This window comes from Bowmanella denitrificans, from assembly GCF_002887595.1.
GTDB classification, from domain to species: domain Bacteria; phylum Pseudomonadota; class Gammaproteobacteria; order Enterobacterales; family Alteromonadaceae; genus Bowmanella; species Bowmanella denitrificans.
The window spans coordinates 166,809-189,405 of record NZ_PEBU01000008.1 but is presented as its reverse complement, the minus strand read 5'-3'; the positions used below and the strand labels follow the sequence as shown (position 1 = coordinate 189,405).

Here is a 22,597-nt window from a genome sequence, read left to right as displayed (position 1 = left end):
GACGAATAGTGAACTATAAGCTGGTCGACAAACAAGTAGCAGTAGTAGGGCTGGGCCTGACCGGGCAGTCTTGCGTGCGCTTTTTGTTGGCACAAGGCGCTAAAGTCACGGCTTATGACAGTCGTCCGCACCTGGATGTTCAGCTACCCGAGGATGTGAAAGTGCATCTTGGGCCCTTTGATGCCAGCAGGCTTAGCCAGGCGCAACTGATTTTGCTTAGTCCCGGGCTGCCATTGGCTGCCCCTGCCATACAGGCTGCCAAAGCCGCAGGTGTCGAGGTGATCGGTGATATAGAGCTGTTTGCCCGCTTTAACCGCAAACCTGTGCTGGCGATCACCGGTTCCAACGGCAAAAGTACGGTGACCACGCTGGTGCGTGACATGTTGCAGGCCAGCGGTATTAAAACCGCCATGGGCGGTAATATCGGCACACCGGCGCTGGATTTACTCGCTCAGGATTATGATGTGGCGGTGCTGGAGCTGTCCAGTTTCCAACTTGAGACCACTTACAGTCTGGCACCCAAGGCAGCCACCATCCTGAATATCAGCCCTGATCATCTTGACCGCTATGCTGACCTTGCCGCCTACCGGCAAGCAAAACTGCGTATTTATGCTCAGGCCGCACTTTGTGTTTACAGTCGTCTGGATGCCCTAACTCGTCCCGAGCACAGCGCAAATATCATCAGCTTTGGTCTTGATTCACCAGCTGATGGGCTGGGTTATCAATCTGACAGCGGCTGGGTCTTAAATCAGGGGGAAGCACTGCTGAATGTGCATCAGTGCAGCCTGGTAGGCGAACATAATCTGCTGAATATACAGGCCGCCGCTGCATTGGCGCTGGCGGGTGGCGCCACAACCGAAGGTATTCGTATCGCCTGTGGTAGCTTTAAAAGTCTGCCACATCGCTGTGAGCTGGTGCGTGAGCACCGTGGTGTGCGTTGGGTGGACGATTCCAAAGGCACTAATATTGGTGCTACCGAGGCCGCTATTAACGGCTTGCGCGGGCAAGTGTCGGGCAAGCTGCTGTTGATTGCTGGTGGGGATGGTAAAGGGGCGGACTTTAACGAATTGCTTCCCAGTCTGGCCAAGGTGGACAAACTTATCTGTCTGGGTAAAGACGGTCCGGCAATAGCCGCATTAAAATCCGGTGCTGAGCTGGTTGACAGTATGGCCAAGGCCGTTGCCCTGGCCGATAGCCTGGCTGACAGCGGTGATATGGTGCTGCTGTCCCCGGCTTGTGCCAGTCTGGATATGTTTGATAACTACCATCACCGTGGTCAGGTGTTTGCCCAGGCTGTGGAGGCATTGCCATGAATATGCCGCAAAGCCTGATGGGGCAAAATCTGCAGCGTTTGTTTCAGTTACGTCACGATGTGCGTGGCATGCGCCCTTATGATTTGGGTTTGTTGCTGATCGCCCTGGCGCTGATGTCGGTGGGTATGATCGTCGTTACATCGGCATCCATGCCCGCAGCGGCGCGTATTTATGACAATCCTTTTCACTTTGCTATCCGACACGGTATTTATATGGGCATAGCCATGGTGGCGGCACTGGTCACCATGCAACTGCCCATGCGCTGGTGGCGTACCTTCAACGGTTGGTTGCTGTTATTGGCTATTCTGTTGCTGTTGGCGGTATTGCTGGTGGGGCGGAATGTTAATGGCAGTACTCGTTGGCTGGCACTGGGGCCAATTACCATCCAGGCTGCTGAACCGGCCAAACTATTTTTCTTCTGCTATCTCGCTGGCTATTTGGTGCGCCGTTATGAAGAAGTGACAGAAAACCTCAAAGGCTTTATCAAGCCGTTGGGGGTGTTGTTTATTCTGGCCTTGCTGCTTTTGATGCAGCCGGATCTGGGTACCGTAGTGGTGATGTTCGCCACCACTATAGGTCTGCTGTTTCTGGCCGGGGCCAAGCTTTGGCAGTTTTTTGGTTTGCTGCTCAGTGGGCTGTGTGCCGTGGTCGCACTGATTGTATTTGAAGAGTACCGCCTTAAACGTATTACCGCTTTTCTGGATCCCTGGGCGGACCCCTTTGGCAGTGGCTACCAATTGACTCAGTCACTGATGGCCTATGGGCGGGGGGATATATTTGGTCAGGGTCTGGGTAACAGTCTGCAGAAACTGGAATATCTGCCTGAAGCCCATACCGATTTTATTGCCGCCATTTTGGCAGAAGAACTGGGCTTTGTCGGTATCTGCGCTGTACTGGCATTGTTGCTGATGTTGGTATTGAAAGCCTTGCGGCTGGGTAACCTGGCGTTACAGCAGGGGCGGCCATTTGAAGGCTATCTGGCCCATGCCATTGGTATCTGGTTCAGTTTCCAGACAGCCGTTAATGTCGGGGCCAGTGCAGGCATTCTGCCCACCAAAGGGCTGACTTTGCCATTGGTCAGCTATGGTGGTAACAGCCTGATTCTGATGGCCATGGCGGTCGCCCTGTTACTCAGAATTGATTTTGAATTGCGTATGGACGGTGTCCAGGCCCTGAGTGACCGTAAACGGGGTAAAGTGTCATGAGTGGCAGGATTATGATTATGGCCGGTGGCACTGGTGGGCATGTTTTCCCGGGGCTGGCGGTGGCTGATTGGTTAGCGGCGCAAGGCTGGCAAATCCACTGGCTGGGCACTGCACAGAAGATGGAGGCCAAGGTTGTTCCCGCCGCAGGTTACCCTATTAGTTTTCTGAGCATCAGTGGAGTGCGGGGTAATGGATTGCTGAGACTGCTCAAAGCGCCATTTAGTATTATCCACGCCATTTGGCAGGCAAGACGCGCAATCAAGGCCTTTAAACCGGATGTGGTATTGGGCATGGGCGGTTTTGCCAGCGGCCCCGGAGGCATGGCTGCCTGGTTGTGCGGAATACCTTTGCTTGTTCATGAACAAAATGCCGTGCCTGGTATGACCAACAAATTACTCAGCCGCCTGGCGAGAAAAGTGCTGAGCGGTTTTGATCAGACCTTTAAGCCCGGCGCGAAAGTGGCATGGGTGGGTAATCCCGTACGTCGCAATATTTTGCCAAAGCCATATCGCCAAATCGAAGGCAAAGTGCATGTGCTGGTGGTGGGGGGCAGTTTGGGGGCTAAAGCGTTGAATGAACTGTTACCCGCACATTTTGCCGGCCTGCAGAATATTGAGATTCGTCATCAATGCGGTGGTGGGCGACTGGCAGAAGCCACTGATGCTTACCGTCAGCATATGGGCCAACAGAATAACTGGCAGGTTGAAGAATTTATTCAGGATATGGGGCAGGCCTATGCCTGGGCAGATTTGGTGATCTGCCGTTCTGGTGCACTTACCGTATCGGAGATCGCCAGCAGTGGTCTGGCGGCAATTTTCGTTCCTTTACCCCATGCTGTGGATGACCATCAGACCTGTAATGCACAGGTGTTGGTGCGTGCCAACGCAGCTATTTTAGCCCCTCAGCCAAGTCTGACCGGGGAACAGTTTAAACAGACCTTGATGCAGTTACTGCATGATCCGGCAAGACTGGTGGAGATGGGCCAGCGAGCTCTGAGTCAGGCTAAGCCGGATGCCACTGAAAAGGTGGCGCAGTATTGCAAACAACTAGCGGAGCAACAGGCATGAGTAGTACCGCCAATTACACCGTTCCGGAGATGCGCCGAATTAAACGCATTCATTTTATCGGCATTGGTGGTGCCGGAATGGGTGGCATTGCCGAAGTGTTACTGAACGAAGGTTATCAGGTATCCGGGTCTGATCTGGGTACGAATAGTATGACCGCCAGACTGGAAGGATTGGGGGCCAGAATTTTTATCGGCCACCAGGCAGACAACGTGCGTGATGTGGACGTGGTCGTGGTGTCCAGTGCCATCGACAAACAGAATCCGGAGATTCAACTGGCCAGAGAGAATCGCATCCCGGTGATTCGCCGTGCCGAAATGCTGGCAGAACTGATGCGTTTTCGTCATGGTATCGCCGTTGCTGGCACCCATGGTAAAACCACTACCACCAGTCTTATTGCTACCATCTTCGCCCATGGCGGGCAGGATCCCACTTTCGTGATCGGCGGCTTACTCAACAGTGCCGGCACCAATGCCAGGCTGGGCAGCAGCCGTTATCTGATTGCCGAAGCGGATGAAAGCGATGCGTCCTTCTTGCATCTGCAGCCGATGGTCTCCGTGGTGACCAATATCGAGGCAGATCATATGGATACCTATCAGGGTGACTTTCAGAAGATGGAAGACACCTACGTAGATTTCCTGCACAACCTGCCTTTTTACGGCCTGGCGGTCGTTTGTGGTGACGATCCGGTTATTCGCAACCTGCTGCCAAGAATTGGTCGTCAGTACCTCACTTACGGTTTTGAGGATGGTGTGGATTACCGGGCAGTGAATCTAACCCAGGGCTTTAATCACAGTTGTTTTACGGTGGAGAAAAAGTCTGGTGAACGCTTTGATGTGAAACTCGGTTTGCCTGGGCGACATAATGTGCTGAATGCACTGGCAGCCATTGCCGTGGCACTGGAAGAAGGGCTTGAACAAAACAAAGTGGTGGAAGCATTGGCTTCTTTCCAGGGCATCGGGCGGCGCTTTGAATATCTGGGCGAATTTGACAGCGGTAACGGTCAGGTGGTGTTGGTGGACGATTATGGTCACCATCCTACAGAGGTGGAAGCCACCATCGCTACCGCCAGAAGCAACTGGCCTGACAAACGTCTGGTGATGGCCTACCAGCCACATCGATATTCCCGTACCCGCGATTTATACGAAGATTTTGTCCGGGTCCTGTCGCAGGTGGATTTGTTGCTCCTGCTGGAGGTGTATTCGGCTGGCGAAGCGCCCATCGAAGGAGTGGACAGTAAAGCCTTGTGCCGCTCTATTCGCCAGCGTGGCCAAATAGAACCCGTATATGTCAGCAGTCCACAGGAATTACCGGCCATTCTGGCGCCATTGCTACAGGATAACGACCTGCTGATGACGCAGGGTGCTGGCAACATAGGTAAGCTGGCGAAGGACCTGCAAAAAATGCAACTGAATGTAACGCAGATGGCTAAGGAGAACCTTGCATGAAGGTTGCTGAGTTCGGCAAAGTCGCGGTGCTGTTTGGTGGCACCTCGGCGGAGCGTGAAGTGTCGCTAAAATCCGGTCAGGCAGTGCTGAACGCGCTTAAAAGCCAGGGCGTGGACGCTTATGCATTTGACCCGGCCAGCCAGCCTCTCACCGAGCTGGTGAACAAGCACTTTGACCGGGTGTTGATCATGCTGCACGGCCGGGGTGGTGAAGACGGAACCCTGCAGGGGGCACTGCAACAGTTGGCTATCCCTTATACCGGTTCCGGCGTACTTGGCTCTGCTTTGTCCATGGACAAAGTACGCAGTAAGTGGATATGGCAGGCCTTGAATTTACCTACTGCCGAATACCAAGTTATTGATAAATCCAGCTTTAATGCTGAACACTGCGCAGATATAATGGTCCGTTTAGGCGGCATTGTAATGGTCAAGCCAGCGAATGAAGGCTCCAGTATCGGCATGACCAAGGTCAGTGATGCAGGACAATTATCCGCAGCCATAGAGCAAGCCTTTTTATATGACCACCAGGTGTTGGTGGAAAGATTTATTGTTGGTCAGGAATTTACCGTCAGCCTGCTGGGCGAAAGGGCGCTACCGTCTATCCGCATGCAAACTCCCAGGACGTTTTATGATTATGAAGCCAAATATCAGGCTTCCAGTACGGAGTATTTTTGTCCCAGCGGTTTGGATGTAGAAACCGAAAGCCGTCTGGCTGAGTTGGCCCGTCGGGCCTTCACTGCAGTAAATGGCAGTGGTTGGGGACGAATCGATTTTATGCAGGACCAGGCCGGGCAGTTTTATTTGCTGGAAGCCAATACGGTTCCTGGTATGACTGAGAAAAGTCTGGTGCCTATGGCCGCCAAACAAGCTGGGATGAGCTTTGCGGAGCTGACCCTGGAAATTCTGGCAACCTCGGAGGTTAGCCGGTGAATGAGTTACAGGTCCTGCCTGAACCGGCCCGTGGGCCGCAGTTGTGGTGGGGCATGGTGTTTTTGGTAGTGGTACTGGTGGGGATGGGGTATGCGGCATACCGCCTGAATGTGTGGCTGGATGATGAGCAGCAATTACCGGTGCGGGATATAAAAGTATCAGGTGAACTTAAATACCTGGTGAAGCAAGACGTTGAAAACGCGATTAGGAAGAATCAGCCAGGCAGCTTCTTTGAGCTGGATATTGAGCGCGCCCTGCAGGATATCGAGGCCCTGCCTTGGGTGTACCGGGCGTCAATTCGTAAGGACTGGCCAAACAATCTGCATGTTCACGTGGTGGAACAGCAGGTAGTGGCCAACTGGAATGATGATATGTTGCTGAACGTTCAGGGCGGCACCTTTATTGCCAGGCAACCAGAAGGGCTGGCATTACCTAGGTTGTATGGACCGCAAGGTAGCGAGCAGACAGCATTACAGGGCTTTCGGGCGATGCAGGCTTTATTGGCTCGCTCTGGGGTGTCGGTAAGTGAATTGGTGCTGACAGAGCGATTTGCCTGGAATCTGCGTTTAGACAATGGGCTGGGTTTAAACCTGGGCAGGGATGAGTTTATCGACCGCCTTCAGCGCTTTGTGGATATCTATCCACTGCTGAAAAAGGATGAGCGCCGGGCCGAATACGTAGACCTTCGCTATGACACGGGCCTGGCCGTGGGATGGCAGAAAACAACGGCCGAGATCAGCAAAGGCTGACTGGCGGATAAGATTAACCGTAAACAGACAATACAGCAGACAGCGTAGTGAGAATGAACATGCCGGTGGCAAAGGTAACAGATCGGAATTTGATCGTAGGTCTGGATATAGGTACCAGTACCGTGAAAGCGGTGGTGGGCGAAGTGCTGGATGACGGCGGCATCAGTATTGTCGGCGTAGGGACGCATATGGCCCGCGGCATGGATAAGGGCGGCGTGAATGATCTGAACCTGGTGGTGCAATCCGTGCAAAGCGCCATTAATGAAATGGAGTTAATGGCTGACTGCCGGGTGTCGTCAGTATTTATGGCAATTTCCGGCCGCCACGTACAGTGTCAGAATGAAAGCGGCATGGTGCCCATTAATAACAAAGAAGTGACTCAGGAAGATGTAGACAATGTTATTCATGCCGCACGCAGTGTGCCCATCGCCGCTGAGCGACGCCTGCTGCATGTGTTGCCACAGGAATTTACTATTGATGTGCAGGAAGGGATTAAAAATCCAGTGGGGATGTCCGGTGTGCGTATGGAAGCTGAGGCGCACATTATTACTTGCGCAGATGATATGGCGAAGAATCTGGTCAAGTGTGTGGAACGCTGTGGATTGCACTCGGACCAACTGATTTTTTCTGCCCTGGCGTCAAGCTATGCGGTACTGACCGACGACGAGAAAGAATTGGGCGTGTGCGTGGTGGATATTGGTGGCGGTACCATTGATATCGTGATTTACACCGACGGCGCCATTCGCCATACCGCGGTGATTCCGGTGGCGGGAAATCAGATAACCAGCGATATCGCCAAGATTTTCCGTACCCCCATCAGCCACGCTGAAGAAATTAAAATTAACTATGCCTGTGCCTTGAAAAACATGGTCAGCATGGAAGAAAGCATTGAAGTACCCAGTGTCGGCGGCCGGCCGTCACGAGCTATGTCCAGGCATACCCTGGCTGAAGTGATTGAGCCTAGGTACCAGGAGTTGTTTGAATTAGTGCACGACCAGATCCGTTCCAGCGGTCTGGAAGAGCAGATTGCTGCCGGTATTGTACTGACCGGCGGAACGGCCAAGATGGAAGGCGCAGTGGAATTTGCCGAAGAGCTGTTCCAGATGCCGGTAAGAGTGGGGCGACCACTGAATGCCAAGGGCCTGTCGGAATATGTAGAGGATTCAACCTTCGCCACAGTGGTGGGGCTGTTGCAATATGCCAAAGATCATATGCGTGCCAAGCAATTGGCCCGGCAGAAGTCATCAGATGGCCTATGGCACAGGATACAGAGTTGGTTTAAGGGCGAATTTTAAGCCCTGAATTGAAAAAGATGTCTAGCGGGGTGCGGTTAACGCCAAGGACCGCACGTTGTGAAGCAAAAACCGGAGAGAAAACATGTTTGAATTAATGGATAGCCACGGTGATGAAGCCGTAATCAAAGTCATAGGTGTAGGTGGCGGTGGCGGTAACGCTGTAGACCACATGGTTTCGCACAACATTGAAGGCGTGGAGTTTATCGCCGTCAATACCGATGCCCAGGTGCTGCGCAGTTCCAAGGCCAATGTCACCCTACAAATCGGTTCTGGTGTAACCAAAGGCCTGGGGGCCGGTGCCAACCCTATGGTTGGGCGTCAGGCGGCCGAAGAAGATGGCGAGACCATCCGTCAGAGCCTGGAAGGGGCCGACATGGTATTTATCACCGCCGGCATGGGCGGTGGTACAGGAACCGGCGCCGCGCCAGAAGTCGCCCGTATTGCCAAGGAAATGGGGGTACTGACAGTGGCAGTGGTCACTAAGCCTTTCCCATTCGAAGGACGTAAGCGTATCGAATATGCGGAGCAGGGCATTCAGGAGTTGTCCAAATATGTGGACTCACTGATCACTATTCCTAACGAAAAGCTGCTGAAAGTGATGGGGCGTGGCACGCCGCTGTTGAAAGCCTTCAGTGCTGCAAATGACGTACTTCGCGGTGCAGTACAGGGGATTGCCGAACTGATTACCCGTCCTGGTCTGATTAACGTCGACTTTGCTGACGTGCGTACCGTAATGTCTGAAATGGGCAAAGCCATGATGGGCAGCGGCACCGCAACAGGTGAAGACCGTGCCGAAGAAGCAGCAGAAGCGGCCATTGCCAGTCCGCTGTTGGAAGATATCGATTTGTCGGGTGCCCGCGGCATTCTGGTCAATATCACCGCGGGTCCGGACTTTGCTATTGACGAGTTTGAAACAGTCGGTAATGCAGTGAAAGCCTTTGCCTCTGAAAATGCTACTGTGGTGGTGGGAACTGTTATCGATATGGAGATGTCTGATGAACTGCGCGTGACTGTGGTAGCCACCGGTATCGGCGCAGAACGCAAACCGGAAATCTCTTTGGTCAGCAACCGCCAAACCAGCACAGGTGGTCGCTACATGCCTGAACCGAGCGAGTTTAAGCTGAGTCAGGAAGGGACTGGTGAGCGGGTCAGCAGCATGCGTGAGCCTGCTGTACGCAGCAACCACAATGTGGAAGAAAAGGCCGAGTCTAACAACGATTTGGAATATCTGGATATTCCTGCGTTTCTGCGTAAGCAGGCGGACTAACAGGCAAAAATATTGGGATGGCTGTAGCAAAACTGTCATAAGTGGCAAGAACTCGTTGCATTTCTTGAACTTGCCTCAATATGATGTTTTGACATTGCGTGGTCTAACCACTAAAATGCCTGCCCTTTTGTGTTTTGGTTAATTATTGAGCTAAGGCGAGATGATCAAACAACGTACCCTGAAACAGCCAGTGCAAGTGACAGGAATTGGTCTGCACAAAGGTGACAAGGTCACCATGACTCTCCGGCCCGCGCCCGTGAACACAGGGATCCTGTTCCGTCGCGTTGACCTTGAGCCTTATGTGGACATTCCTGCCCGCGCCGATGCGGTAGGGGATACCATGTTATGTACATGCCTTAGTAACCAGGAAGGTGCCAGCATTTCCACGGTGGAACATCTGGCGTCAGCTCTGGCCGGTATGGGCATTGATAATATTATTGTTGAAGTCGATGCCAATGAACTACCCATTATGGATGGCAGTGCCAGTCCTTTTATATTTCTGCTGCAGTCGGCAGGAATAGAGGAACAAAAAGCGGCCAAGAAGTTTATCCGGGTAACCAAAACCGTGCGCGTGGAAGACGGTGATAAGTGGGCAGAACTGCGCCCTTATGATGGTTTTCGCGTTGATTTTCGCATTGATTTCGAGCACCCGGTGATTAGCCAAACCCGCCAGCATTTGGTGATGGACTTTGATACTGCGTCTTACATCGACGAAGTCAGCCGGGCCAGAACCTTTGGCTTTATGAAAGACCTGGAATATATGCATGCCCACAACTTGGCGTTGGGTGGCAGTATGGAAAACGCCGTAGCATTGGACGAATACCGGGTACTCAACCACGAAGGCTTGCGTTATGAGGATGAATTCCTTAAGCATAAGATTCTGGATGCCATCGGTGATTTGTATCTCGGTGGTCACAGCATTATCGGCGAGCTTTGCGCATACAAAACCGGCCATGGTCTGAACAATAAGTTGTTGAACAAGTTGCTGGCCATGCAGGATTGCTGGGAATTTGTCAGCTACGAGTCAGACGAGAAAATGCCTATCCGATTTGGTGCGCCATTACTGGCAAATTAAACCTCAGAAATTAAAAAATGCCGCCATCGCGGCATTTTTTCTTTTGACTGAAATAAATTCTTTTGTAAACAATTGGTTATGCTTTGTTGGCAAGTTCAATGCATGGCCAAGAGTAGCAAGTGGAAAAATTGACGTTTTGCATATTATCCCTGGTTATTATCCTGAATGCGTCTCCTGGCTTTTTTTTGGCGTAGAGTCGGTTTAGAATCGACCCGAGCCGTAACGAGAATAACATCCGATGAGTCTGACCCTGGTAATCAGAAGTAAAAAGATACGCCTTCGATATAACCTGTCAAAACGGCAGCTTATTGCCGCTGTTGTTGTGACGTTGGGGCTAACTCTGATTGCTGGCCGTTCCACACAGGATCCTGCCGATGCACAGGCCAGGGTAAGTTTTGCTCAAACAGGTCTGATCAAGCAAAAAGAAGAAGTGGAACTGTTAAAGGAAACCACTCAGCAGCAATTAACCGGCATGTTAATGAAACTGGGTGAAATGCAGGGGCAACTGCACCGTTTGAATGCCCTGGGAGAGCGTTTAGCCAGTGAATCTGGGCTTAACAGCGAAGAATTTAACTTTTCCGAGTTGCCTGCTATGGGGGGGCCATCCCACGACATGCTGGATACGGAAGTGCAGGCTGCCAGTGATGTTATGTTACAAATAGAAAAAATGCTGGCACAACTGGATAGCAAAACTAAGCAACTTCAGGCCCTTGAATCCATTCTGTTGAATCACCATATTGAAGCGCAGAGCTATTTGGCTGGCAGGCCGATAAATAGTGGCTGGCTATCTTCGTACTATGGTGTTCGCAAAGATCCTTTTACTGGTATGCCGGCCATGCATAAAGGGCTGGATTTTGCTGGTCAGGAAGGCGACGCGGTGGTGGCCACCGGTGCCGGACTGGTAACCTGGGCTGGAGAGCGGTATGGTTACGGCAATTTGGTCGAAATTGAGCATGGAAACGGTCTGGTAACACGTTACGGCCATAATAAGGAATTGGAAGTCAAGGTAGGGGATGTGGTGACCAAAGGTCAGGCTATTGCTGTGATGGGCAGTACCGGACGTTCCACCGGCGCGCATGTGCATTATGAAGTGATGCAACATGGCCGACAGATAGACCCTTTGCCATTCGTCTATCGTAAATCCCAGGGGTGACCCACGGGTAATGCGGGTTGCAACCCGCTGCAAATGGGATTTTCCTGATCCTTAATGCGCAATCGGCTTAAAGCCGATTGTTTTGTTTGGAATTAGATTAAAAAGAATTGGAAGCCGTTTACGCATGTTTTCTAGTATTCTCACAAAGATTTTTGGTAGCCGAAACGAACGCACACTAAAGAAACTGGGTAAGGTCGTTGAGCAAATTAACCAGTTGGAACCCGAATATGAAGGTTTCAGTGATGAGCAGTTAAAGCAGAAAACCAGCGAGTTCAAAGAGCGACTGGAAAAAGGCGAAACCACTAACGATATTCTGCCCGAAGCTTTTGCGCTGGTACGCGAAGCCAGCAAGCGTGTATTTGGTATGCGCCATTTTGATGTGCAGATGATTGGCGGTATGGTGCTGCAGGAAGGCCAGATTGCTGAAATGCGCACAGGTGAAGGTAAAACCCTGACCGGTACATTGAGTTCCTATCTGAACGCAGTTACCGGCAAAGGTGTACATGTTATTACCGTGAATGATTACCTGGCCCGCCGTGACGCTGAGTGGAGCCGCCCATTGTTTGAATTTCTTGGTCTTACCGTAGGCTGCAATGTGCCCGGTATGAACCATGAGCAGAAAAAACAAGCCTACGCTGCCGACATTACTTACGGTACCAACAACGAATTCGGCTTCGACTACCTGCGTGACAACATGGCGTTTCGCCCCGAAGACAGAGTGCAACGCCCGCTGCATTACGCGGTAGTGGATGAAGTTGACTCTATCCTTATCGATGAAGCCCGTACCCCGCTGATAATCTCTGGTCAGGCAGAAGACAGTTCAGAGCTGTATAAGCGCATCAATGCCATTATTCCTGAGCTGAAATTGCAGGAAAAGGAAGATGAGGAAGGCCAGGAAGGTGATGGCGATTTCACCATAGATGAAAAAGCCAAACAGATTCACCTGACCGAACGCGGTCAGGTACGTATTGAAGAGATTATGCATAAATACGGTCTGTTGCCTGAGGGCGAGTCCTTGTATGCCGCCGGCAATATCTCGCTGATGCACCATGTCAATGCGGCATTGCGCGCGCACAAGCTGTTTAGCCGCGATGTGGATTACATAGTTAAAGATGACGAGATCGTTATCGTTGACGAGCATACTGGCCGTACTATGGAGGGCCGTCGTTGGTCTGAAGGCTTGCATCAGGCGGTGGAAGCAAAAGAAGGGGTGCGCATTCAGCACGAAAACCAGACCCTGGCGTCTATTACCTTCCAGAATTATTTCCGTTTGTACGAAAAACTGGCCGGTATGACCGGCACGGCAGACACCGAAGCCGCCGAGTTCCAGCAAATTTACGGCCTGGATACCGTGGTTATTCCCACCAACAAACCCATGATTCGTGATGATCGGGCTGACCTGATTTACCTGACTGCGGAAGAGAAATACGAAGCCATTATCGCTGATATCAAGGAGTGCGTGGAAAAAGGCCGACCGGTATTGGTGGGTACAGTGTCTATCGAAAACTCCGAATTGCTGTCCAATGTACTGAAAAAAGGCAAAATCCCACACAAGGTGCTGAACGCCAAGTTCCATGCCCAGGAAGCGGATATTATCGCCCAGGCCGGTCGTCCGGGGGCCGTGACGATTGCCACCAATATGGCCGGTCGTGGTACCGATATCGTGTTAGGGGGCAACTGGCAGGCTGAAATCGATAAGATTAACGATCCCAAGCCAGGTACCGTGGACAAAATCAAAGCTGAATGGCAGGAGAATCATGACAAGGTGATTGCTGCCGGAGGCCTGCATATTATCGGTACCGAGCGTCATGAATCACGTCGTATCGACAACCAGTTGCGTGGTCGTGCTGGCCGTCAGGGTGACCCAGGCTCCTCACGCTTCTATCTGTCGTTGGAAGATTCGTTAATGCGTATCTTTGCATCTGAGCGTATGGCCAATATGATGAAACGCTTGGGTATGGAGCGTGGCGAAGCCATCGAACACCCTTGGGTAACTAAAGCCATTGAAAACGCCCAGCGTAAGGTTGAACAACGTAACTTCGATATTCGTAAGCAGTTACTGGAGTTTGATGATGTGGCCAATGACCAGCGTAAGGTCATCTACGAGCAGCGCAACAGCCTGCTGGACGAAGGTGACATCAGCGAAACCATCAAGGCCATACGTACCGATGTGGTGGATGACACCATCAGCCAGTTTATTCCTCCGCAGTCTCTGGCGGAAATGTGGGATGTTCCGGGCTTGCAGGAACGTATCAAATCTGACTATTTGCTGGATCTGCCAATTCAGAAATGGCTGGACGAAGACGACAAACTGTTTGAAGAAACGCTGCGTGAACGTATTCATGAGCAGATCGACGCTGCTTACCTGGCCAAAGAAGAAATGGTGGGGGCACCGGTACTGCGTCAGTTTGAAAAAGCCATTATGCTGCAAACGCTCGACAGTCATTGGAAAGAGCATCTGGCAGCCATGGATCACCTGCGCCAGGGCATTCATTTGCGCGGTTACGCACAGAAAAACCCTAAGCAGGAATATAAGCGCGAGTCTTTTGAACTGTTTGGCCAGATGCTGGAAAACCTCAAAACTGAAGTGGTTAACGTACTGAGTAAAGTGCAGGTACGTGCCGAGTCCGATGTACAAGCCGTGGAAGAGCAGCGCCGTCGTGAAGAAGAAGCCATGCGTCTGCGCATGAAGGAACAACACGAATCTGCCAGTCAACCGCAGGCTGCCGAGGTGCGTGAAGGCCCTAAAGTTGGGCGTAACGACCCATGTCCATGCGGATCGGGTAAAAAGTATAAACAATGCCATGGCAAGCTGTCTTAAGCTTACTGGTTTGCCAAGCGCTAACGCATAAATAAGGCCGGGATATCCCGGCCTTTGTCTTTGGAGAATTGAATATGAAAGTGGTCCATGTGGCGGTGGGTGTGATCCTGCGCCAACAACAGGTGTTTATTACCCTGCGCGACCCAAGCCTGCACCAGGGAGGCAAATGGGAATTTCCAGGGGGTAAAGTCGAAGCCGGTGAGACTGTGACCCAGGCGCTTATCCGCGAGTTGCAGGAAGAGGTGGGCATTGAAGTGAGCAGCTCACAACCCTTTATGCTGATAGAGCATGACTATGGCGACAAACAGGTGAAACTGGATATTCACCTGGTCAGCGACTTTCGCGGCGAACCCCATGGCCTTGAGGGGCAGCAAGGTCGTTGGGTGGATGTGTCGGAATTGGACACTTACCAGTTTCCTGAGGCTAATATGCCTATTCTTAATAAGTTGGCTGAAATAAGTCGTCAGTAGGTAGGGGAAAAGAGCGCTTTAACACGCTCTATTATTGCTTAAAAAATTCATCGCCCTGTTGGGCCAGCATGGCCTCAATATCTTCAATATCCGGTAACTGAGTTTCGGCATCGTTACTGGGGCCGCAGGGGATGGTCTTTTGTTCCTCGGCCCATTCGCCTAAATCAATTAACTGACAGCGTTTGGAGCAGAAGGGGCGGTAAGGGCTTTGGGGGCCCCATTCCAGTTCGGTCTGGCAGGTAGGGCAGGTAACTTTCATAGCAAACGTGGCCTTTTTGTCTTGTGGGTCGGGATTTATCCCGACAATTAACATAGCTATTTCTGAGAAGGGGACTCAAGCAATCTGATTGTTTGTCGGGATAAATCCCGACCTACCTAACAGCAGGCCAGCTTAAACTGCACCATGCTTTCCATGGCGACCTGGCCTGCCTCTTCGGGGTTAAACATCATAAAGCGGATGGCATAGCGGTATTTGTTGCCACTCAGGGTCGGGAAATAACCCTGATCGGTACGGCAGTATACCCGGATCACTTCATTTTTGTCGTCGGCCACACCCTGATAGAAGCCTTTCTCCGCGTTAATGGCTTCAAAGCGGCCGCGTTCACGTAAAAAGGTCAGGGTCATATCTATGGCATTTTGCATCAGCGCAAATTCACTGAACCAGCCTTTGAGGGCCTGAAGTTTAATGTCGTTGTCCTGGCGTAACCAATAATGCAGGTTCGGCAAATCAAAGCTGCAGGTGCCGCCGGGGATACTGAAGCGCTGGCGGATGGACATCAGAAATTTTTCTTCACGCAGCGCTGAGCCAAATTTTCTGGCATTTTTCAGTTCATCACGCAATGCCAAAACTTTTTGCTGCGCCTGACGCAGGGCATCCAGATCAATGTTGGGGTGCTGGGCCCAAAACTGCAGATTTTTTTCATGCAGCTCCACGTCTTTTAACAGATCGGTACGCACATCCACCCGTTCTGACAGGTCCAGCAGGGTAAACAAAGACTCGATAAAACGTACATACTGCCAGTCTTCCGTGGCACTGATGCTCTGGCCAAGCTGTTTGAATAACTGCTCCAGGCGCAAATAGGTGCGCACCTTTTCATTGAGCGGAAATTCATACACTGCCTGGTTCATTGCCTTACCTCGTCGTATTGACCTGCCTGTCTCACCTCAATTGCCTATGACAAAATCACAGACCTGAGCATAATACTAGCACTACAACGTAAATGCCGATTTATTTCAAGCTTTTAGCTTGGCAATCTGGCTGAGGTAATCGGCGTGGAGCTTGTCTACCTGCTCTATTAGATTATTTATCGTGCCGTTGTTATCGATGATGTCATCGGCAGCAGCCAGACGTTGGCTGCGGCTTGCCTGCGAAGCCAGTATCGCATCTACTTGATCAGCACTGACATTGTCTCTGCTGATAACCCTGGTACGTTGCGCCGATTCCTCCACATCCACCACCAGAATTCTATCAACCAGACTTTGCAGTTGGTTCTCCACCAGTAGTGGTATGGCCAGAATACAGTATGGGGAACGTGCCGCCGCCGTGCGCTCTTGCATTAATTGTCTGATCAGGGGATGCAGTAATTCGTTGAGCCAGGTTTTATCTTGAGGATGGGAAAAAATACGCTGCCGCAACGCCCGTCTGTCTAGCTGACCGTCGGCTTGAAGCATATCTTTGCCAAAGTGCTGTGCAATTTTAGCCAGCGCCGGTGCGCCGGGTTCAACCACTTCCCTGGCCAGGATATCCGCGTCTATGATCTCAATACCTTTAGCGGCGAACAGATCCGAGACTTTGCTTTTGCCGCTGCCTATACCGCCAGTCAGCCCAATTATCATGGGGCGCTGTCTGGTCATGACAAAATCCATTGCCAATAGATGTCGGCAATCGGTTCACCATATAAAAAGGTTAACAAGCCGGCAATGGCCAGGTACGGACCAAATGGAATAGCCTGACCCTTGTCCTTACCCTGGATACTTAGCACCAGGATGCCGATAATGGCCCCAACAAAAGACGACGCCAGAATTACCATTGGTAGATACTGCCAGCCCAACCAGGCCCCCAGGGCAGCCAGCAGCTTAAAATCCCCGTGCCCCATGCCTTCCTTGCCGGTCAGCAGCTTAAAGCCCCAATACACTGACCACAAACTGAGGTAACCGGCCACCGCACCGATAATAGCATCCACCGGGCCCACAAATAGTGACTGCGTACTGGCTAACAGTCCCAGCCATAATAACGGCAGGGTAAGCTGATCTGGCAACAGCATTTTATCCAGGTCGATAAAGGTCATTGCAACCAACAGCCAGGTAAATAGTAAAGCCGCCAACAATGGCCAGCCAAACCCCCAGTGCCAGGCCATCCAGGCCGACAACAGACCGGTGAGCAGTTCAACCATGGGGTAGCGGGCAGAGATGGGCGTGGCACACTGACTGCACTTGCCCCGTAATAGCAGCCAGCTTAGTAAGGGAATATTTTCCCAGGCGCGAATTTTATGCCCGCATTTAGGGCATTGTGAGTCGGGCTTGACCAGATTATAGGGCGCTGTGGCCTGGGCCTGCTCCGGATGGAAATAGCTTTGGTATTCATATTGCCAACTACGTTCCAGCATAATCGGCAGGCGATGGATCACCACATTCAGAAAACTGCCCACCATCAACCCGATAATCAGCACAAAGATAATTAATGCGGTTGGGGAGCTTTGCAGTAACAGAAAAATATCAGGCATGATTAGTTGTCAGTTGTCAGTTGTCAGTTGTCAGTTGTCAGTTGTCAGTTGTCAGTTGGTTTTCTACTTTGTGCTTATATCAGCGGCTTATCCACCACCAGCAAAAGTCTGTTGATTTATATAAGTTAAGTCAACAGACTTCTGCCTCACACCTCATCCAACAACATTACCCATCTGGAAGATTGGCAGATACATGGCCACAATCAGGCCGCCAATGACCACGCCCAATACCGCCATAATCATAGGTTCCAACAGGCTGGTCAGACCGTCTACCATATCGTCTACCTCACGCTCGTAGATGGTGGCAATTTTACTGAGCATTTCATCCACAGCACCGGACTCTTCACCTATGGCAATCATTTGAGTCACCATATCCGGAAATACATTGGTAGCTCGCATTGCAACATGCATTGGCATACCACCAGCCACTTCCTTGCGGATATAGAGAATGGCATCACGAAACACGGCATTGCCTGCCGCTCCTGCTGCGGATTCCAATGCACCAATCAAAGGCACCCCAGCGGCAAATGTTGTGGCCAATGTGCGGGTAAAACGAGCGATGGAAGCTTTCTTCAGTATTTCACCAATCACTGGAATTTTAAGTATCTTCTTATCTAGAGAGTCCCGAAGATCGGCTGACTTTTTGTAGGTACGCTGAAAAAGCATTGCACCAATAAAAATAGCTCCGGCAATAAATAGTCCGTAATCCTGTACAAATTTGGAAATGGCAAGTACAAACTGCGTAAATGCAGGTAGCTCAGCGCCAAAACTGGAAAAAATCTCTTCAAATTGGGGCACGACAAATATCAAGAGTATTGTGGTAACTACAAATGCAACAACTACTACTGCAATGGGGTAAAACATTGCTTTCTTGATTTTAGATTTAAGAGCCTCGGCTTTTTCTTTATATGTGGCTATGCGGTCGTAAATAGTTTCCAATGCTCCGGATTGTTCACCGGTTTCCACCAGGTCACAATAAAGATCTTCGAAATAATCAGGGTGTTTACGCAGCGCCTTGGAAAGGGGATTACCTGCTTTAACCTCATTGCCAATTTCGGTTAGCATTTTGCGCATACTGGCCTTGGCATGACCTTGGGCAATCATATCTATTGTTTGAATTAGGGTGACCCCTGCACTAAGCATGGTCGCAATTTGGCGTGAAACGACACAGATATCTGCAGCATTTATTTTTTCAGAACCTTTGCCGAAGAAAGGTTTACTAAATTTTTTAACTTTTGTAGCTGATACACCTTGCCTTCTCAGCAGATTCCTTGCCTCGGTCATTGACGCGGCGGTAATTTCCCCTTTTATTTGTTGGCCCTTTCTGTTTTTTCCCTGCCAGACAAATGTATCTAGTGTTTTTTCTTTAGCCATAAGAAGTTACCTGAATTCTATGACAAAAAAGCCCAGTTGTTACTGGGCTTTTTATTAGGCTGAGAAAGTTAGCACAAGGATGCTGCAGTACAACCACCACTTACAACCCAAGTTACAGCGCCATTTGCTACTGTACCTGTAAGTACATAAGTTTCTGTTGCAGTGACACCTGAGCGAACACCTGCGTTAGGAGTAACGGTTATAGTGTATGGGCCACCCGCATTACCACCTAATACTACGGTGTCTACTAAAGGACCAGCTGTCCATCCAGCTTGGACTGGAATTTGTGAACAATCTGCAGGTACTCCTGTTTGTGCGCAAACTTCGATAGCTGTTTTTGCAGGCGTTGCAGCAGAAACAACTTCGGCGTAGCCAGATTTAGCTGTATAAGTTTGATAGGCAGGCAGAGCGATAGCAGCCAAAATACCGATAATGGCCACTACGATCATCAATTCAATCAGGGTGAAACCCTTTTGGTTAGTTTGCTGTACTTTCATGGTTTGTCTCCAATGCATTCCCGGAATGCTTAACGTTGCTGACTAAACAAGTTCGCCATTCACAGAAATCTGCAATCTGGCTTGTGTTTCCGAGTTTCAGTATAGGCCTGATTGATAAGTGGACAAGTATCGCCATTAATACTCAAGTCTTGAACCTGGATGACAATTCCATGACAGAGGCCTGCCTACCCCTGGTTAGCGAATAACCTTAAAGACAGGTCAATGGCCTGTACGTTTTTGGTTAATGCCCCGCTGGAGATATAGTCCACGCCGGTTTCAGCCAGTTCAGCCAGTCTGTCCAGCGTGACATTCCCCGACACTTCTAATTTTGCTTTGCCCTGATTCAACGCCACCGCTTTACGTATAGATTCAAGATCGAAGTTATCCAGCATAATAATATCGGCGCTTGCATCCAGCGCTTGTTGCAGTTCCTGCAGGTTTTCCACTTCCACCTCTACGGGCTTGTCTGGATGCTGGTGCCGCGCGGTAGCCACCGCCTGCTGAATAGAGCCACAGGCCAGAATATGGTTCTCTTTAATCAGAAAAGCATCGAATAAACCGATACGATGATTTTTACCGCCACCGCATTCAACCGCATATTTCTGTGCCGCCCGCAAACCCGGCAGCGTCTTGCGTGTATCCAGAATACGGGTCTGGGTATGCTTCAGGGCATCGGCATAGCGGGCGGTTTGCGTCGCTGTCGCCGATAGGGTTTGCAGGAAGTTCAGGGCACTGCGTTCACCGGTCAGAATGGCGCGGGCCGGGCCTTGCAGCTCGAACAGACAAGTATCAGCGTCAACCTGATCGCCGTCCTTAACATGCCAATGTATCGTCACTTCCCCGCCTAACTGATGGAAAACCTCGTCTACCCAGAGTTTACCCGCCACGACACAGGGCTCACGGCAAATAACCCGGCCGCTGGCTTGCTGCGAGGCCGGGATCAGCCCGGCGGTGATATCTCCATTATCCGCATCCTGATAAGCCAGATCTTCGTTAAGAGCCGCTGTAACGGCACGTACAATTTCTTGTTGCAGGTTTAGCATGTCATCGTCTCGTCAGTTGACAAAGGTCAGGGTCAATGTGTCCCCCGACTGTGTGAATTCAAGTTGTTTAAGGGCGCTCATACCCAGCAGAATATCGTCTGATTGCATACCGGGGTTGAGGTTGGCGCTGATATTTCTAAGCTCAATATCACCAATTCGCAGGCTATCCAGAAGGGTTGATGCCACCTCAATTCTGCCGTTGGCGGTATTCACCAGATGGCGCCTGCCGGGCTGTAAATCTAAATAAGCGGCCAGGTGCTGTGGCACCGATACTTGTGTGGCACCGGTATCCAGCAAGAATATCACCGGTTGGCCGTTAATCAGGCCACTGGTTACATAATGGCCCTGGCGATTGCGTTTCAGCTCCACCGTCACCCTATTGCCCTGCACCAGGCTGTCAGGGTTGTCATTGGGGTTAAACTGGCGAGCCAGCTGCTTGTCGAACAGCAAGGTTAACAACCCCAGACCACTGACCCAGGCCAGTATCCACATCCAACGCGCCACACTGTCTCCTGTTCCAAGGCGTGCTCAGTGGCGCTATAGTACCTAAAACCCTTGTGGAATTTCACCTATGTTTGACGCACAAGGCTGGTATCAGCAAGCCCGTCGCTGCCCGTCGCCGCATTTTAATCAGCGCCCCGCTCATTTGCCGATTAGCTTGCTGGTCATCCACAACATCTCGTTGCCGGCAGGGGTATTTGGTCAACCCTATATTGAAGCGTTATTCAGCGGTACATTGGATTGTACGTGTCACCCAAGTTTTGACAGCTTGCGTGGGTTGCAGGTATCCAGTCATTTTGTCATTTACCGTGATGGCCACATAGTGCAGCATGTACCTGTTTATGAGCGTGCCTGGCATGCAGGACAATCTGTGTTTCAGGGGCAGAGCAATTGCAATGACTTCAGCCTGGGTATAGAGCTGGAAGGCACGGATAATCAGCCATATGAACAACAGCAATATCAAAGCCTAGTCGGGCTGAGCCAGGCGATATTGCAGATTTGTCCGGCTATTAATCTTAGCCGCATTGTCGGGCATTGTGATATTGCGCCGGGGCGCAAGACCGATCCGGGGCCTGCCTTTGATTGGCCGAAGTTTCGTGGTGCGTTAAGGGAATTGTTATGACATTAATTAGCTTGTTGTTGGTGCTGGCCCTGGAGCGGGCCACACAAAAAAGTCAGTACTGGCAATGGGAGTTTTATGTTGCCCGTTATCAGCACTTTTTACAGGCCAGAGGATTACTGAAGGAAGACGCGTCTTTTATCCAATTGTTGGCCACGGTATTGCTACCTTCCTTACTGGTTTTTGTGCTTCTGCAGCAATTGGACGCGTTTTTGCTTGAACTGATCCTGGATTGTGCATTGCTGATGGTTTGTATTGGCTGTGTGGAATTTCGCCAGAGTTACCGGGGGTATTTACAGGCCGCCAGCCGTGGTGATATCGAAGCCAGCCACTTGTACGCGGAGCAGTTGGGTTACCCCTGTGACAGTGGTAATAGTTTTGGTCAGTGTCTGGTCTGGATCAACTATCGGCATTATATGGCTGTCAGTATCTGGTTTATTGTTTTTGGTGGCGCCGGTGCCATGTTTTATGTGCTTAGCCGCGCTGTGCTGGGCTATCTGAAGCAACAGCAGTGGTCGCAATTGGCTGGCTGGCAGAAACTGATGGAAGGACTGGACTGGTTACCGGCCAGATTGGGCACACTGGGACTGCTGGTGGTGGGGCATTTTTCCCGTGCTTTACCAGTGTGGCTTGGACATCTGTTTAACCCCAGCAGTCAGGCCCGTACTCTGACTACTGAGGTTGCAAAAGCGGCGGAGTATATTGAACCGGATACACTCACCTGTGCCGATGAGCCATGCACTATGGTCAGGTTGGTGAAGCGCAATATGATGCTATTGTTAGTAATAGTGGCTGTGCTGACGCTGGCTGGTATTGTAGGGTAGACAATTCAGGACACAGCCGAGGGCTGTGTCCATTATCCCAAGGTCGTATTTCACACTGATCCGATCAGTTGTGCGTTGTTCAGGTGCGTCGCATATTTTCCTTGATTAAATTGGTCTTACCATTGCTTCTGGGCCAGTCTTTTCGCCCATTTAACGTAACTCTATTGATTAAATGATGACAGCTGCCAGGCTGTGGATCTTTTGTTTTACCTGTTTGGGCTTTTGCA

General features: G+C 50.9%; 22 protein-coding genes. 14 read left to right on the top strand and 8 right to left on the bottom strand.

What is annotated here, in order from left to right; all coding sequences use genetic code 11:
* The first annotated feature begins 5 nt into the window (after nucleotides 1–5).
* The 12 genes from murD to mutT all read left to right on the top strand — a co-directional run bounded on the left by murD (nucleotide 6) and on the right by mutT (nucleotide 14,789).
* Nucleotides 6–1,313 carry a UDP-N-acetylmuramoyl-L-alanine--D-glutamate ligase gene (murD, locus tag CSR04_RS15665; protein ID WP_102797243.1) on the top strand — a complete coding sequence of 436 codons (1,308 nt, stop codon included), beginning with the start codon at nucleotides 6–8 and terminating at the stop codon, nucleotides 1,311–1,313.
* Nucleotides 1,314–1,315: 2 nt separating this feature from the next.
* Nucleotides 1,316–2,518 carry a cell division protein FtsW gene (ftsW, locus tag CSR04_RS15660; protein ID WP_102797327.1) on the top strand — a complete coding sequence of 401 codons (1,203 nt, stop codon included), beginning with the start codon at nucleotides 1,316–1,318 and terminating at the stop codon, nucleotides 2,516–2,518.
* Nucleotides 2,515–3,585, top strand: a complete 1,071-nt coding sequence (gene murG, locus CSR04_RS15655) for an undecaprenyldiphospho-muramoylpentapeptide beta-N-acetylglucosaminyltransferase (protein ID WP_102797242.1) — start codon at nucleotides 2,515–2,517, stop codon at nucleotides 3,583–3,585. The genes ftsW and murG overlap by 4 nt, the downstream gene beginning before the upstream one ends.
* Nucleotides 3,582–5,030, top strand: a complete 1,449-nt coding sequence (gene murC, locus CSR04_RS15650) for a UDP-N-acetylmuramate--L-alanine ligase (RefSeq protein WP_102797241.1) — start codon at nucleotides 3,582–3,584, stop codon at nucleotides 5,028–5,030. The genes murG and murC overlap by 4 nt, the downstream gene beginning before the upstream one ends.
* On the top strand, nucleotides 5,027–5,959 hold the full coding sequence (locus CSR04_RS15645) for a D-alanine--D-alanine ligase (protein WP_102797240.1): 933 nt from the start codon (nucleotides 5,027–5,029) through the stop codon (nucleotides 5,957–5,959). Before murC ends, CSR04_RS15645 begins: the two co-directional genes overlap by 4 nt.
* Nucleotides 5,956–6,708: a cell division protein FtsQ/DivIB gene (locus tag CSR04_RS15640; protein ID WP_425427697.1), complete on the top strand. Its 753-nt coding sequence runs from the start codon at nucleotides 5,956–5,958 to the stop codon at nucleotides 6,706–6,708. The genes CSR04_RS15645 and CSR04_RS15640 overlap by 4 nt, the downstream gene beginning before the upstream one ends.
* A 53-nt stretch (nucleotides 6,709–6,761) precedes the next feature.
* A complete protein-coding gene (gene ftsA / locus CSR04_RS15635; RefSeq protein ID WP_425427698.1) occupies nucleotides 6,762–8,003 on the top strand; it encodes a cell division protein FtsA in 1,242 nt (413 codons plus the stop codon).
* A gap of 82 nt (nucleotides 8,004–8,085) precedes the next feature.
* Nucleotides 8,086–9,270 (top strand): cell division protein FtsZ, encoded by a 1,185-nt coding sequence (ftsZ, locus tag CSR04_RS15630; RefSeq protein ID WP_102797239.1) that lies wholly within the window; start codon nucleotides 8,086–8,088, stop codon nucleotides 9,268–9,270.
* 160 nt (nucleotides 9,271–9,430) lie between these two features.
* On the top strand, nucleotides 9,431–10,345 hold the full coding sequence (gene lpxC, locus CSR04_RS15625; RefSeq protein WP_102797238.1) for a UDP-3-O-acyl-N-acetylglucosamine deacetylase: 915 nt from the start codon (nucleotides 9,431–9,433) through the stop codon (nucleotides 10,343–10,345).
* A 238-nt stretch (nucleotides 10,346–10,583) separates the two neighbouring features.
* Nucleotides 10,584–11,498, top strand: a complete 915-nt coding sequence (locus tag CSR04_RS15620; RefSeq protein WP_102797237.1) for a M23 family metallopeptidase — start codon at nucleotides 10,584–10,586, stop codon at nucleotides 11,496–11,498.
* Between the two features lie 124 nt (nucleotides 11,499–11,622).
* On the top strand, nucleotides 11,623–14,319 hold the full coding sequence (gene secA / locus CSR04_RS15615) for a preprotein translocase subunit SecA (protein ID WP_102797236.1): 2,697 nt from the start codon (nucleotides 11,623–11,625) through the stop codon (nucleotides 14,317–14,319).
* A gap of 74 nt (nucleotides 14,320–14,393) precedes the next feature.
* Nucleotides 14,394–14,789: an 8-oxo-dGTP diphosphatase MutT gene (gene mutT / locus CSR04_RS15610; RefSeq protein ID WP_102797235.1), complete on the top strand. Its 396-nt coding sequence runs from the start codon at nucleotides 14,394–14,396 to the stop codon at nucleotides 14,787–14,789.
* Nucleotides 14,790–14,820: 31 nt separating this feature from the next.
* Here the strand turns inward: mutT and yacG are convergent, their stop codons facing one another.
* The 8 genes from yacG to CSR04_RS15570 form a co-directional block, all read right to left on the bottom strand.
* Nucleotides 14,821–15,048 (bottom strand): DNA gyrase inhibitor YacG, encoded by a 228-nt coding sequence (yacG, locus tag CSR04_RS15605; protein ID WP_102797324.1) that lies wholly within the window; start codon nucleotides 15,046–15,048, stop codon nucleotides 14,821–14,823.
* 116 nt (nucleotides 15,049–15,164) lie between these two features.
* Entirely contained in the window at nucleotides 15,165–15,917 is a 753-nt protein-coding gene (zapD, locus tag CSR04_RS15600) for a cell division protein ZapD (protein ID WP_102797234.1), read from the bottom strand.
* Nucleotides 15,918–16,022: 105 nt separating this feature from the next.
* Nucleotides 16,023–16,643, bottom strand: a complete 621-nt coding sequence (gene coaE / locus CSR04_RS15595) for a dephospho-CoA kinase (RefSeq protein WP_245921665.1) — start codon at nucleotides 16,641–16,643, stop codon at nucleotides 16,023–16,025.
* On the bottom strand, nucleotides 16,640–17,512 hold the full coding sequence (locus tag CSR04_RS15590) for a prepilin peptidase (RefSeq protein ID WP_102797233.1): 873 nt from the start codon (nucleotides 17,510–17,512) through the stop codon (nucleotides 16,640–16,642). The genes coaE and CSR04_RS15590 overlap by 4 nt, the downstream gene beginning before the upstream one ends.
* A 153-nt stretch (nucleotides 17,513–17,665) precedes the next feature.
* Nucleotides 17,666–18,886 (bottom strand): type II secretion system F family protein, encoded by a 1,221-nt coding sequence (locus tag CSR04_RS15585; RefSeq protein WP_102797232.1) that lies wholly within the window; start codon nucleotides 18,884–18,886, stop codon nucleotides 17,666–17,668.
* 68 nt (nucleotides 18,887–18,954) lie between these two features.
* Nucleotides 18,955–19,383 (bottom strand): pilin, encoded by a 429-nt coding sequence (locus CSR04_RS15580; protein WP_172449387.1) that lies wholly within the window; start codon nucleotides 19,381–19,383, stop codon nucleotides 18,955–18,957.
* A gap of 185 nt (nucleotides 19,384–19,568) precedes the next feature.
* A complete protein-coding gene (nadC, locus tag CSR04_RS15575; RefSeq protein ID WP_102797230.1) occupies nucleotides 19,569–20,426 on the bottom strand; it encodes a carboxylating nicotinate-nucleotide diphosphorylase in 858 nt (285 codons plus the stop codon).
* Between the two features lie 12 nt (nucleotides 20,427–20,438).
* A complete protein-coding gene (locus CSR04_RS15570; RefSeq protein ID WP_102797229.1) occupies nucleotides 20,439–20,918 on the bottom strand; it encodes a retropepsin-like aspartic protease family protein in 480 nt (159 codons plus the stop codon).
* A gap of 79 nt (nucleotides 20,919–20,997) precedes the next feature.
* Between CSR04_RS15570 and ampD the strand changes: the two genes are divergently transcribed.
* On the top strand, nucleotides 20,998–21,549 hold the full coding sequence (ampD, locus tag CSR04_RS15565) for a 1,6-anhydro-N-acetylmuramyl-L-alanine amidase AmpD (protein WP_102797228.1): 552 nt from the start codon (nucleotides 20,998–21,000) through the stop codon (nucleotides 21,547–21,549).
* Nucleotides 21,546–22,370, top strand: coding sequence for a beta-lactamase regulator AmpE (ampE, locus tag CSR04_RS15560; RefSeq protein ID WP_102797227.1), 825 nt, complete (start codon nucleotides 21,546–21,548; stop codon nucleotides 22,368–22,370). Before ampD ends, ampE begins: the two co-directional genes overlap by 4 nt.
* The last annotated feature ends 227 nt before the right edge of the window (nucleotides 22,371–22,597 follow it).